This is a genomic window from Candidatus Dorea massiliensis AP6 (assembly GCF_964245105.1).
Taxonomy (GTDB): Bacteria; Bacillota; Clostridia; order Lachnospirales; family Lachnospiraceae; genus Laedolimicola; species Laedolimicola intestinihominis.
This window is the reverse complement of sequence record NZ_CAXTKW010000014.1, coordinates 57,824-70,580: the sequence shown is the minus strand read 5'-3', so window position 1 is coordinate 70,580 and position 12,757 is coordinate 57,824. Positions and strand designations below refer to the sequence as shown.

The window sequence follows — 12,757 nt, the reverse complement described above, 5'->3', positions numbered from 1 at the left end:
AATCATTTAGAAAGAAGATTTTGATTTATGGGAAAATCAGATTCATACGAAGATATCATCCATTTACCGCACCACCAGTCCACGGTACATCCCCAGATGTCCCGCGCTGATCGGGCGGCCCAGTTCTCCCCCTTCGCAGCCCTGACAGGTCATGAGGCGGCTATCCGCAATACCGCTGAGCGCGTGGAACAGGAGCGGGACAGCCGGGAGACAGAACCGGTGTGGGAGACTTAGCCAGCGTAAGAAAGAAAACCATAACTGCTTAAGTATCAGCAAAATTCAGAGTTCGGATCATCCGGTAATATACCGGAATCAGCAGTCCGCAGGCTCCGGCCCAGGCCAGAGGACTGGCCAGACAGACGCCCATATAGCCGATAGCTGCCGTAAGGCCAATGGTGGCGGCCAGACGCATGACAAGTTCAATCATACAGGCGGCAAAGGGAGCAGTACCATTCTGCATGCTCTGGATGCTGGTTCGGTAGACAGCCAGAAGTCCCAGCAACCAGTAGAAGGGAGCTACGGTCAGCAGATAGCCGTTGGCGTAGGAGAAGATTTCATCACTGGGATTTGCGATAAAGAGTGTTACAATGGGGTGGCGCAGCAGAATGATTCCGGCGCACATCAGGAGATTTAGGGCCTCCGTCTGGAGCAGAGAAGCCCGGACGCCTGCCAGAATTCTGTCCTTTTTACCGGCTCCATAGTTTTGGGCCACATAGTTGGAGATAGCGGTCATCATGGCGTTATTGACCAGAACGGATACCTGATCGGCCTTGGTAGCGGCTGTATAGCCGGCGACTGCCGCAGATCCCAGCGCGTTGACGGTAGACTGCATGGAGATCTGGCCGATGCACATGACAGACATCTGGAAGCCCATGGGAAAACCGATTTTCAGATGGGAGATAAGATCCGTGCCGATGCCGTGAAAATCCGTCCGGTGGAGCCGCAGTATTTCAAAGGAACGTAAACCCGCAATCAGGCACAAAAAGGCCGAAATAAACTGGGACAGTACCGTCGCCCAGGCAGCGCCTGCTACGCCCATGTGCAGTGGGACGATAAAAACGATATCAAGAACCACATTTAAGAGCGAAGAAAAGATCAGAAAGTACAGGGGTGTCCGGCTGTCGCCGAGAGCCCGGAGCAGATTGGAGATCAGATTGTAGAAGACCGGCGCGGCGGTGCCAAGCAGGATAACGAACATATAGTCATAGGCCTGCTGATAGATATCCTCCGGCGTATGGATCCAGTCCAGGATCGGGCGGGAGAGCGCGCAGCAAACCAGTGTTACGAAAATGGTAAAAAGGATGCTTAACAGGGTGGACGCAGCTACGCTTCTGCGCATACCGACTGTGTCTTTTGCGCCGAACCGCTGGCCCAGACAGATACCGAAGCCATTGGTAAAGCCTTGGATAAAGCAGAGTACAAAATATACAATCATACTGGTGGCGCCCACGGCAGCCAGCGCGTCGGCGCCCAGCGTCCGTCCCACAATGACAGAATCTGCCAGCGTGTAAAATAACTGGAACAGGTTGCCTCCGATTACCGGAAAGGCAAAGATAAGAAGCGCCCGGAACGGGCGCCCTTCGGTCAGATCTAACATAGATAGCAGGCTCTCCTTTTCGATGTCATAAGAATACGATTTTAAATCTTTCTTATAGTAACGCGGAGAAAAAGAGGGGTCAAGAAAAATTTTGCCAGTTTATGTGCCGTTTTTTCAGGCGCAGATATACGTACTCCCGGAAAAGGGTGTACAAAACGGAGGTCAGTGGGATAAAGACAAGCATTCCCACAATTCCCATCAGATTTCCGCCAATTGTCACAGCCGCAAGCACCCAGATGGAGGGCAGCCCGACAGAGCCGCCGACTACATGAGGATAAATCAGATTTCCCTCCAGCTGTTGAAGAATCAGAAATACAAGAATAAACAAAACAGCCTGTTTGGGACTTACCATGAAAATGAGAAAGGCTGCCGTTGCACAGCCTATGAATGCGCCGAAAATGGGAATTAAAGCGGTAAACGCAATCAGAATTCCGATTAAAAGCGCATAGGGCATTTTTAAAATACTTAAGACAAGAAGAAACATACTTCCGAGAATCACCGCTTCCAGGCACTGTCCGGTAAGAAAATTTGCAAAGGTCCGATAGGTCAGGGAACAGATTCGAAGGGAAGCCTCCGCCTTTTCTTTTGGGAGAAAGGCAAAAAAGACCTTCCTTACCTGGATACGCAATTTTTCCTTCTGAAACAGAATATAACAGGCAAAAGAAAATGCGATAAAAAAGGTCGTGATACTGCTGACGATGGAGCCGACAGCCAGTATGGTTGTGTTCATCACATTTCCGGTTCCTTTTCCCAGAAGGCCCATTCCCCATCTGACGGCCTGGTCCGGATCAAACCGGATCTGGTTTACCAGCTGCACGATTTCCTGGTTATTGTGTGAAAATTCCAGGATCCAGGCCTGCATCTGAGGAATAAAGGCAGTGATGTTTGTGATTAGAGTTCCGATGGTTCTGGTAAGCTGGGGAATGACTCCAAACATCACGAGGACAAGGAGGACGACAATCCCGGTAAGGGTGAGAAGCAGACTTATGGGCCGCGCGAATTTTTCGGCGGCCTTCGTTCCTTTTTCCTTTGCGTTTCCAAAGAGCTTCTTTTCTAAGAAGTTCATGGGGACATTGATGACAAAGGCGATGGCGCCTCCCAGCGCAAAGGGAGACAGAATGTCCCAGATGGTTTTTATTACGTCGATCACGATATCGAATTTCCACAGCGCAATGACAAGAAATGCGGTAAATACGATGAGTTCGCGGATTTTTTTCATGGATAAGTTATTTAGATCCATTGTTTTCTCCATTCTTTTTTAATTTCATACGAATCCATTTCAGCGCCTGAATGAGCAAAAGACTGATAACTGCATACAGGTATACCTGGCCAAGCTGCGTCAGGTTCAGGGATTCCACCTTAAACAGGAGATGAAGGCCGGGAAGGGTCAGTACGGCTGTGATAAGCACTGCGCCCAAAGCAAAGGCCCCCAGCAGCCAGGGATTGTGAAAGAAGCGGCTGGTAAAGAGAACCGGGTGATCGGATTTGCAGTTAAAGCCGTGGAACAGACGCGACAGGCAAAGGGTTCCAAATGCATACGTGCTTCCAAGCAGCGCGCCGTTCTGATGGTATCCGGTCAGAAATCCAACCATCGTCATGATACCGATGACCAGGCCCTCCAGGCCGATTTTGCTGAGAAAATCTTTTGTCAGAATCGACTCACCCGCAGCGCGCGGCTTTTCCTTCATGACCTCGCTGCTATGGGGCTCTACGCCCAGGGCAATTGCCGGAAGGCTGTCTGTCAGAAGATTGATAAACAGCAGATGTACCGGTGCAAACGGAACCGGAAAGCCTGCTATCGACGCGCAAAGAACCGTCAGGATTGCTCCGAAGTTTCCGGATAACAGAAACTGGATTGCGTACTTAATATTCCGATAGACGTTACGGCCATTTTCCACGGCCTTTACAATTGTTGCGAAGTTATCATCGGTAAGCACCATCGCTGCGGCATCCTTGGCAACCTCTGTTCCGGTGATTCCCATGGCAACGCCAATGTCTGCCTGCTTCAGCGCGGGGGCGTCATTGACGCCGTCTCCGGTCATTGCGACAATCATACCTCTTTCCTGCCATGCGCGGACAATACGGATCTTATGCTCCGGGGATACCCTTGCGTACACCGAAATATTCGGAACCAGCGCTTTTAGCTCCTCATCGCTTAAATGTTCAATATCCGCTCCCTCGCAGGCTTCAGATAAGTCTTGTAAAATGCCGATTCTTTTCGCAATTGCCGCCGCTGTTATCTTATGATCCCCGGTGATCATAACCGGCCGGATTCCGGCTCTGATACATTCGGCAACCGCTGTCTTCGATTCTTCTCTTGGCGGATCCATCATAGCGATCAGACCCAGGAAGATTAGATGATTTTCATCTTCGGCGGTTAAGAGATGTTTTTCCGGAAGTGGCCGGTAGGTAAAGGCAAGCACGCGGAGTCCTTCCATGGAAAATTCCTGATTCTGTTTTTGGATTTTCTCTTTATCGTCCGCTGTCATTTCCCGGACGCCCTCTTTGGTCCAGATTTGTTCCGTCCGTTCAAGGAGACAGTCTACCGCGCCCTTTACGATCAGTCGATTCTCACCGTCTATCTTATGAAGGGTTGACATCATTTTACGTTCACTGTCAAAGGGAAGCTCTCCGTTCCTGGGATAAGCGTTTCTTACTTCCGCGGCATGAATTCCGCAGCGGCTTCCCAGATTAATCAGAGCAGTTTCTGTGGGATCTCCGATTTCGACTCCATTTTCATTGGTTGAATCATTGCATAAAATACTGCAGTCCAGAAGATATCGCTGCGCCGGATCCATTACATCAATGGCAGACGCGGGAATCCGTTTTTCATCTATATAATAATCCTCTACGGTCATCTTGTTCTGGGTAAGCGTTCCTGTTTTATCGGAACAGATAATGGAGACACTTCCAAGCCCCTCCACCGCCTGAAGCTTGCGAATGATAGCGTGTTCCTTCGCCATTTTCTGCGTCCCAAAGGAAAGAACTATGGTGACGATGGAGCTTAAGGCCTCCGGAATTGCAGCGACCGCAAGCGCTACGGCAAACAGAAAGGCGTTGCCGGGTTGTTCGCCCCGGAATACGCTGAGGGCAAATAAGATTCCGCAGAAAAACAGAATTAAGATGGAAAGCTTCTTTCCGAAGGCCTCCAGATTTACTTGGAGAGGCGTCTGCTTTTCTGAGGTGGATTTCAAAAGTCCGGCAATCTTCCCGACCTCAGTCTGCATTCCGATGGCAGTCACAACTGCCCTGCCGCGGCCATAGGTCACAAAGCTTCCGGAGAACAGCATATTGGTTCGATCGCCAAGGGGAACCTCTGTGGAAAGAGTATCCAGGCTTTTTTCTACAGCAAGGCTTTCTCCGGTAAGAGCGCTTTCGTTAATCTTCAGACTGGCGTTCTCGATCAATCTTCCGTCTGCCGGAATCATATCGCCAGCCTCAAGCAGGATGATATCCCCGATGACCAGCTCTCTTGCCGAAAGCTGAATGACTGTGCCGTCGCGCAATACCTTGGCCTCCGGGCCGGCAAGCGTCTTCAGGCTTTGCAGGGATTGTTCTGCCTTTATGGTCTGAACAGTTCCTAAAATTGCGTTAATTGTGATAACGATCAGGATAACGAGCGCGCTTTCCATGTCTCCGAGCACACCGGATATGATTGCCGACGCAATCAGAATAAGCACCAGAAAATCCCGATACTGTTCAAAGAAAATCTGTGGGATGCTTTTCTTTTTTCCTTCCGCAAGTTCATTCCAGCCGTAGATCTCTCTGGCTTTTTTTACTTCTTCGCCGGTAAGTCCGGATTCTCTGCTGTTCACATGTTTCAGAACCTCTTCCGGTGTTTGCTGATAAATTTGTTTCATATGATTTCCTCCTTTTTCCTAAGTATTGCCAACAGGAATTTTTGTATAAAAAAAGAGACCTTTATTGCACCATAAATATGCAATAAAAGTCTCACTGTTTTCTTGTGACACCGGATGCTTCCACCGTATTGACGACGCCACAAACGCAGATTCGCAAGCGTAAGTTACTCCCTTTTATTTAAGAAAACTATATACCATCGCTGTTGTTTCTGTCAAGAAGTATATTTCATTTGCCATTTATTCCCCGCGGAATTCCCTTAATATCCCCAGGTCATGAGCTTCCATTTTCCGCCTTCGCTCCGGGCCAGCCACCAGGACCAGGTGTATTCTTCGTTCGCTTCCCATGCGCCGCCGCCATTTTCCGGTGAGCGGAAGCTGCTGTCAAATGCGATGCATTGGGTAAAGGGCTCTTTCTCGTCTTTTTCCGTTCGCAAATCGTTCATCCATGCAAGAGTATCGGGATCACTGCAGGTTTCATCGGATATATAGGAGAGGCTATGTAATTCGCAGCCCTCAAAGGAACGGAACTGTTTTCGTATGACCTTCATGGCGGCGTCCATGTCTTCTTTGGAATAAAGGGAAGAGGTTCCATAATCGATTTCTACCTCTGAGGTATCGGCTTTTCCGCAGCCGACGAAAAGAAGTGTCAGCATAAGGAAAAGGATTGTAGTTATCATTTTTTTCATAGCGGCTGCCTCCCTGTCAGTTTGAATGCATAGCTGTTTCTATACCTTATTATAGAAGACATAAAATTGAAACACAAGGAAAAGTATATGAATATGAGAAGGAAACAGGTAATTGATAGTAATTGGAAATGGGTAATGGTGAAATTTCCAACCAAAACAAAAAAGCAACAATGATTTTTTTCAATCATTACTGCTTTTTTCGGATGTTCCCAGGGGGAATCGAACCCTCAACTAGTGCTTAGGAGGCGCTTGTTATATCCATTTAACTATGGGAACCCATGCCATATTTCCGGGATTTTTCGACCCTTTGGCTCCGGCTGTCATCAGAAACCTGCGAGTCAGTCTTGACTGACCTCACTGGAACAGTGTACCATAAAATAAGAAAACAGACAAGGAGAAAAACGATGGAACGTGAGATTGATATGAAGGAGGTTTCCGACGGAAGGCTCTATGGTCTGCGGGATATGGTGAAGGCTGACTGCGGCGGCTGCGCAGGCTGCTCCCAGTGTTGCGAAAGCATGGGAAGCACAATTATTCTGGATCCCTACGATGTATGGCGGCTGACTGCGGGACTGCAGGTGAGCTTTGAGGCGCTTCTGCAGGACAAGCTGGAGCTGAACCTGGTGGAGGGGATTATTCTGCCGAACATGAAGACCTCCGGGGAAAATGAACGCTGTGGCTTCCTGAATGGGGAAGGGCGCTGCAGCATTCATGCGCTGCGGCCGGGCTTCTGCCGGATCTTTCCGCTGGGCCGGTTTTATGAGAACCACAGCTTTCAGTATTTCCTGCAGGTACACGAATGTCCCAGGGAGCCGAAGCTGAAGGTAAAGGTGCAGAAATGGATCGACACGCCGGATCTGAAGCGCAATGAGAAATTCATCATTGACTGGCACTATTTCCTGAAAGACGTCACAGCGCGCCTCGGGGAACAGAATGGGGAACAGTATCAGAAAATGATAGACCTCTATATTCTGAAAAGCTTTTATCAGGAGGAATGGGAGAAGGACAGAGACTTCTATGAGCAGTTTGACGAGCGGCTGACGAAGGCGAAGGAGATATTGAAAATTTCCGGGTGATGTAATAAAAAACGAGCATTCACAACGATCAGAAAATTTGTGAGTGCTCGTTTTTATTACGAATAGTGAATTTTATAGGTCCAAATCATCCCATCCGCCCCGGTCCTTCGGCGTCCGGTGATACCGGTTTTCCGAATGCTTATTTTTTGCTCCGGTTTTGGATCCGGTGAAAGAGGTGCGTCTTCCGCGGGAACGTGCTCGTCTTCGATGGAGCTTCGGCAGATGAATGGAAAACCGGAAGGTCTTCATCAGATGGCGAAGCAAGCGGTAAAGCAGGAATAGAAGCAGAAGGATTCCGGCTACAATCAGAATCATCCGCACATTGATTTTGATAAAATGTGTCTGCTGAATCGGTTTTTCGGTGCCGTCCGTGTCAGCGGTTTCGTCAGAATCAGTTTCTTTATCGAATGTAAATTCCTGTAAATTATCCTTGGTAAGCGAAATATCCGCAGTTCCCACAGGCTCCTCGTTGTAAGTATAGGAGAGACTGGCAATCACGTCAGAATCCGTATTTTCATCCTGGAAGGTTAGCTCCGGAGAGGCGTCTGTAAAGGAAGCTCCGTTTGGAAGCACAATGCCTGCGTTGGTGTCGATCTGAATCAACGGCTTGGACTGACCGAAGATGGCGCTTCCGATATAGGAAGTGCCGGAACCGGCTACCGAGAAATTTGTTTCGTTTTCGGAGACATTAAACCGGGTGAAATTCTCGGAGGCATAATCCAGAAGCAGCGCTGTATCGGTGAACAGGGGTACACCCTTCTCGCCGGTGGACTGAGTCCGCATGGTCACAACGATGAGCGTCATGCCGTTTCGTTCCGCTACAGTGACCAGAGTACCCTTGGCCACACTGGTGTTGCCGGTTTTTCCTGCAATAACCGAATCGTCCAGGTACTTTGTGACGCCTTTGTAGGGGGCAATCATATAGTGGTGATTGGTCATATAGGTGATTTCATCACGCTTATTGGTGGGCTGCATCTGGTACTTGGCCGTACCGGAGATGCGTAAGAAGTCTTCATTTTGAATGGCGGCCTTCGTAATCAGCGCCATATCGTGGGCACTGGTGTAATGATTATCGTTGTGAAGACCATTGGCGTTGGCAAAATGAGTATTGGTGCAGCCAAGCTCCGCAGCCTTCTGATTCATCATTTCCGCAAAGGCGTCGATGGATCCGGCCACATGCTCGGCCAGGCCGTTGGCACATTCATTGGCGGACTCCAGCATCAAGGCGTAGAGGGACTGCTCCACAGTCAGCTGCTCGTCCTCAGTGGTATAGATACTGCTGCTTCCCGCGTCGATGGTGTGGGTCGCGTTATAGGAATAGGTCACAGTTTCGTCCAGCGAGCAGTTCTCCAGGGTCAGAAGCGCAGTCATGATCTTCGTAATGCTGGCCGGATAATTTTTCATATCCATATCCTTATTATAAAGGATGGCGCCGCTGGAAGCCTCCATGACGATGGCAGATTCCGCGTAGATCTGCGGCCCCTGAGGCCAACCGTCGATGGCGTTCGAGTCGATGGCCTTATTATAAGCGGCCTGGCGTTCCGCCTCCAGCTGTTCGGCGGCAGCCTTTTCAGCAGCAATCTGCTTCGCTGATTTCTTACTGGCCTTCTTTGCAGCTTCTGCGGAAACAGGGCTAAAACAGAGGGAGCCTACCAGGGAAAGGGCCATAAGACCCGTGAAAAATCTAAATTTATGTGAAAATTTCATGTGAAAACGCTCCTGTAATTAAAAATTAAAATATATCTTGAAGATAGAAAAAATTTGGTTCGTAATTGAAAATTGTAACAAATGTAAATTTAAGTATAGGCTATTTCCACTATAGGCGCAAGGGCTTCGGGAAAAAGTTTAAAATTCCTTAAGAAAAAAGTGTGTAAAATCCCTGCCGAACGGTTGACAAAGCCCGCAAAAACGGGTTATACTGGCTAATAGCGACGAAACATAAAGAAAAAGCATTGACGAAGAGAGTAGGAAAGCTCCAAAAGGCAAAGAGAGCCGGGGAGGGTGGAAGCCCGGCGCGAGTAGGACTTTTTGAAAATCACTTCCGAGCTCCGGGCTGAAAGAATCCTGTATACAAGAGGGATGATTAGGTACCGGCGGTACTCCGCCGTTATGGGAGACACATGTGATGGCATGTTGTAATAAGGTGGTTTCACAGAAGCGATCGGCTTTTGTCCTGTTACAGGACAAGGGTCGTTTTTTTTCGCGAAAGGCACAAGTCCCTTCGGACGCAGCCCCGCGAATCTGAAATTCTGGAGAACAGGGTTTTCAGTGATTTCAAAAGGAGGAAAAATCATGTACAACAAAGTATCAACCGATCTGAATTTCGTTGGACGGGAGAAAGAGATTGAAAAGTTCTGGGATGAAAATCACATTTTCGAGAAGAGCATGGACAGCCGCAAGGAAGGCGAGACCTACACCTTCTACGATGGACCGCCTACCGCCAATGGTAAGCCTCATATCGGCCATGTACTGACCCGTGTTATCAAGGATATGATCCCCAGATACCGCACCATGAAGGGTTACATGGTACCGAGAAAAGCAGGCTGGGATACCCACGGACTTCCGGTAGAGCTGGAAGTGGAGAAGGCACTGGGACTGGACGGTAAGGAGCAGATCGAGCAGTACGGCCTGGATCCGTTTATCCGCAAATGTAAAGAGAGCGTCTGGAAATACAAGGGCATGTGGGAGGATTTCTCCGGCACCGTAGGTTTCTGGGCTGACATGGAGCATCCGTTTGTCACATACGATGACAACTACATTGAGTCCGAGTGGTGGGCGCTGAAGGAGATCTGGAAGAAAGGCCTGCTGTACAAGGGCTTCAAGATCGTTCCCTACTGCCCGCGCTGTGGTACCCCCCTTTCCAGCCATGAGGTAGCCCAGGGCTACAAGCAGGTGAAGGAGCGCTCCGCCATCGTCCGCTTCAAGGTAAAGGATGAGGACGCGTACTTCCTGGCATGGACCACCACCCCCTGGACCCTGCCGTCCAACGTGGGTCTGTGTATGAACCCCAGCGACACCTACGTAAAGGTCAAGGCAGCAGACGGCTACACCTACTACCTGGCAGAGGCCCTGGCAGACAAGGTGCTGGGCGGTCTCGCAGAGGAAGGCAAGCCCGCCTACGAGGTTCTGGAAAAATATGTCGGAAAAGATCTGGAGTACAAGGAGTATGAGCCGCTGTTCGCATGCGCCGGAGAGGCAGCAGCAAAGCAGCATAAAAAGGGCTTCTATGTAACCGTAGACAACTATGTCAGCATGTCCGATGGTACCGGTATCGTTCATATCGCCCCGGCCTTCGGTGAGGACGACGGACGCGTGGGCCGCAACTACGACCTGCCCTTCGTACAGTTCGTGGACGGCAAGGGTAACATGACCGCCGAGACGCCGTATGCAGGTATGTTTGTAAAGAAGGCTGACCCCGAAGTCCTGAAGGATCTGGACGCAGAGGGCAAGCTTTTCGACGCGCCCAAGTTCGAGCATGATTATCCGTTCTGCTGGCGCTGCGACACACCGCTTATCTACTACGCGCGTGAGTCCTGGTTCATCAAAATGACTGCGGTAAAGGATGACCTGATCCGCAATAACAATACCATCAACTGGATCCCGGAGAGCATCGGTAAGGGACGTTTCGGCGACTGGCTGGAGAACATTCAGGACTGGGGCGTAAGCCGTAACCGTTACTGGGGAACTCCGCTGAACATCTGGGAGTGTGAAGGCTGCGGACACCAGGAGTCCATCGGAAGCCGCGAGGAGCTCTATGAGATGAGCGGCGACGAGAACGCGAAGACCGTCGAGTTCCATCGTCCGTACATTGACCAGATCACCATGAAATGCCCCTGCTGTGGCAAGACTATGCGCCGCGTACCGGAGGTACTGGATTGCTGGTTCGACTCCGGAGCGATGCCCTTCGCGCAGCATCATTACCCGTTTGAAAATCAGGAGCTGTTCCATCAGCAGTTCCCGGCACAGTTTATCTCAGAGGCCGTAGACCAGACCAGAGGCTGGTTCTATTCCCTGCTGGCAGAGTCCACTCTTCTGTTCAATAAGGCGCCGTATGAGAACGTTATCGTTCTGGGACATGTACAGGATGAGAACGGCCAGAAGATGAGTAAGTCCAAGGGAAATGCGGTGGATCCCTTCGACGCGCTGGATAAATACGGCGCAGACGCCATCCGCTGGTATTTCTACATCAACAGCGCGCCCTGGCTGCCCAACCGTTTCCACGGAAAGGCCGTACAGGAAGGACAGCGTAAATTCATGGGTACCCTTTGGAACACCTATGCGTTCTTCGTGCTGTATGCCAACATTGACGAATTTGACGCAACGAAGTATGAGCTGAATTATGATTCCCTGAGTGTCATGGACAAATGGCTTCTGTCCAAGCTGAACACCGTAGTAGGCGAGGTCGACGATAACCTGAACAATTACCGGATCCCGGAGGCAGCAAGAGCCCTTCAGGAGTTCGTGGACGATATGTCCAACTGGTATGTACGCCGCAGCCGTGAGCGTTTCTGGGCAAAGGGCATGGAGCAGGATAAGATCAATGCTTATATGACCCTGTATACCTCCCTGGTAACCATTTCCAAGGCAGCAGCGCCCATGGTACCCTTCATGACAGAAGAAATTTACCAGAATCTGGTAAGAAGCATCGACAAGGACGCTCCCGAGAGCATCCATCTGTGCGACTTCCCGACTGTAAACAAGGCATGGATCAACGAAGAGCTGGAGCGCGATATGGACGAGGTTCTGAAGATCGTTGTGATGGGCCGTGCGTGCCGTAACACCGCGAACATCAAGAACCGTCAGCCCATTGCCCAGATGTATGTAAAGGCTCCCTACAAGCTGGCTGAGTACTACTGCGAGATCATCGAGGACGAGCTGAATGTGAAAAAGGTAGACTTTACCGACGACGTCCGCGCATTTACCACATATAGCTTCAAGCCGCAGCTGAAGACCGTAGGACCCAAGTATGGAAAGTGCCTGAACGGCATCCGCCAGCACCTGTCTGAGGTGGACGGCAATACCGCCATGGACGAGCTGAAGGAGAAGGGAAGCCTCACATTTGACGTAAATGGTACAAATGTGGTATTATCGGAGGAGGATCTGCTGATCGACATGGCACAGACCGAAGGCTTCGTATCCGACGGTGACAATACCATCACCGTAGTGCTGGACACCAAGCTCACGCCGGAACTGATCGAGGAGGGCTTTGTCCGCGAGATCATCAGCAAGGTGCAGACCATGCGGAAAGAGGCAGATTTCCAGGTAACCGACAAGATCGTGATTTCCTGCAAGGGCAATGAGAAGATCGAACAGCTTATCAAGGCCAATGCGGATCAGATCAAGTCCGAGGTTCTGGCAGTGGATGTGAAGTTCGACGAGGCCAATGGCTACGTGAAGGACTGGAGTATCAACGGCGAGAATGTTACCATGGGCGTAGAGCGTGCGTAAGCGCGTTCTGGTCTTGCAGCACGAAATGATGCGGACAGTATAATTTCTGTGCATTGCGAAGCGTGTCACTGTGAACGGAGTGAACAGTGA

The 12,757-nt window shown here is 50.1% G+C and carries 7 protein-coding genes, 1 tRNA gene and 1 pseudogene; 3 read left to right on the top strand and 6 right to left on the bottom strand.

Annotated features, from left to right (window positions below; all coding sequences use genetic code 11):
- Positions 1 to 27: 27 nt before the first annotated feature.
- Positions 28 to 210 (top strand): annotated as a pseudogene (locus ACESZP_RS14445) (hypothetical protein); the annotation flags it as partial.
- A 52-nt stretch (positions 211 to 262) separates the two neighbouring features.
- Here the strand turns inward: ACESZP_RS14445 and ACESZP_RS14440 are convergent.
- The 5 genes from ACESZP_RS14440 to ACESZP_RS14420 form a co-directional block, all read right to left on the bottom strand.
- Positions 263 to 1,597: an MATE family efflux transporter gene (locus ACESZP_RS14440; protein ID WP_499709452.1), complete on the bottom strand. Its 1,335-nt coding sequence runs from the start codon at positions 1,595 to 1,597 to the stop codon at positions 263 to 265.
- Between the two features lie 79 nt (positions 1,598 to 1,676).
- Positions 1,677 to 2,837 (bottom strand): AI-2E family transporter, encoded by a 1,161-nt coding sequence (locus ACESZP_RS14435; RefSeq protein WP_499709450.1) that lies wholly within the window; start codon positions 2,835 to 2,837, stop codon positions 1,677 to 1,679.
- Positions 2,824 to 5,457 carry a cation-translocating P-type ATPase gene (locus ACESZP_RS14430; protein ID WP_499709448.1) on the bottom strand — a complete coding sequence of 878 codons (2,634 nt, stop codon included), beginning with the start codon at positions 5,455 to 5,457 and terminating at the stop codon, positions 2,824 to 2,826. The genes ACESZP_RS14435 and ACESZP_RS14430 overlap by 14 nt, the downstream gene beginning before the upstream one ends.
- A 257-nt stretch (positions 5,458 to 5,714) precedes the next feature.
- On the bottom strand, positions 5,715 to 6,143 hold the full coding sequence (locus ACESZP_RS14425) for a hypothetical protein (RefSeq protein ID WP_499709446.1): 429 nt from the start codon (positions 6,141 to 6,143) through the stop codon (positions 5,715 to 5,717).
- 204 nt (positions 6,144 to 6,347) lie between these two features.
- Positions 6,348 to 6,419 (bottom strand) — tRNA-Arg (locus ACESZP_RS14420).
- 128 nt (positions 6,420 to 6,547) lie between these two features.
- Here ACESZP_RS14420 and ACESZP_RS14415 point away from each other — a divergent pair.
- Positions 6,548 to 7,219, top strand: coding sequence for a YkgJ family cysteine cluster protein (locus ACESZP_RS14415; RefSeq protein WP_440321311.1), 672 nt, complete (start codon positions 6,548 to 6,550; stop codon positions 7,217 to 7,219).
- Between the two features lie 72 nt (positions 7,220 to 7,291).
- Here ACESZP_RS14415 and ACESZP_RS14410 read toward each other — a convergent pair whose 3' ends face one another.
- Entirely contained in the window at positions 7,292 to 8,926 is a 1,635-nt protein-coding gene (locus ACESZP_RS14410; RefSeq protein ID WP_499709444.1) for a D-alanyl-D-alanine carboxypeptidase family protein, read from the bottom strand.
- 585 nt (positions 8,927 to 9,511) lie between these two features.
- Between ACESZP_RS14410 and ileS the strand changes: the two genes are divergently transcribed.
- Positions 9,512 to 12,667, top strand: a complete 3,156-nt coding sequence (gene ileS / locus ACESZP_RS14405) for an isoleucine--tRNA ligase (RefSeq protein ID WP_499709442.1) — start codon at positions 9,512 to 9,514, stop codon at positions 12,665 to 12,667.
- Positions 12,668 to 12,757: the final 90 nt, after the last annotated feature.

What these genes read in the sequence shown, in the direction of transcription:
- ACESZP_RS14440 (WP_499709452.1), bottom strand. Translation starts at nt 1,597, where the DNA reads ATGTTAGATCTGACCGAAGGGCGCCCGTTCCGGGCGCTTCTTATCTTT.
- ACESZP_RS14435 (WP_499709450.1), bottom strand. Translation starts at nt 2,837, where the DNA reads ATGGATCTAAATAACTTATCCATGAAAAAAATCCGCGAACTCATCGTA.
- ACESZP_RS14430 (WP_499709448.1), bottom strand. Translation starts at nt 5,457, where the DNA reads ATGAAACAAATTTATCAGCAAACACCGGAAGAGGTTCTGAAACATGTG.
- ACESZP_RS14425 (WP_499709446.1), bottom strand. Translation starts at nt 6,143, where the DNA reads ATGAAAAAAATGATAACTACAATCCTTTTCCTTATGCTGACACTTCTT.
- ACESZP_RS14415 (WP_440321311.1), top strand. Translation starts at nt 6,548, where the DNA reads ATGGAACGTGAGATTGATATGAAGGAGGTTTCCGACGGAAGGCTCTAT.
- ACESZP_RS14410 (WP_499709444.1), bottom strand. Translation starts at nt 8,926, where the DNA reads ATGAAATTTTCACATAAATTTAGATTTTTCACGGGTCTTATGGCCCTT.
- ileS (WP_499709442.1), top strand. Translation starts at nt 9,512, where the DNA reads ATGTACAACAAAGTATCAACCGATCTGAATTTCGTTGGACGGGAGAAA.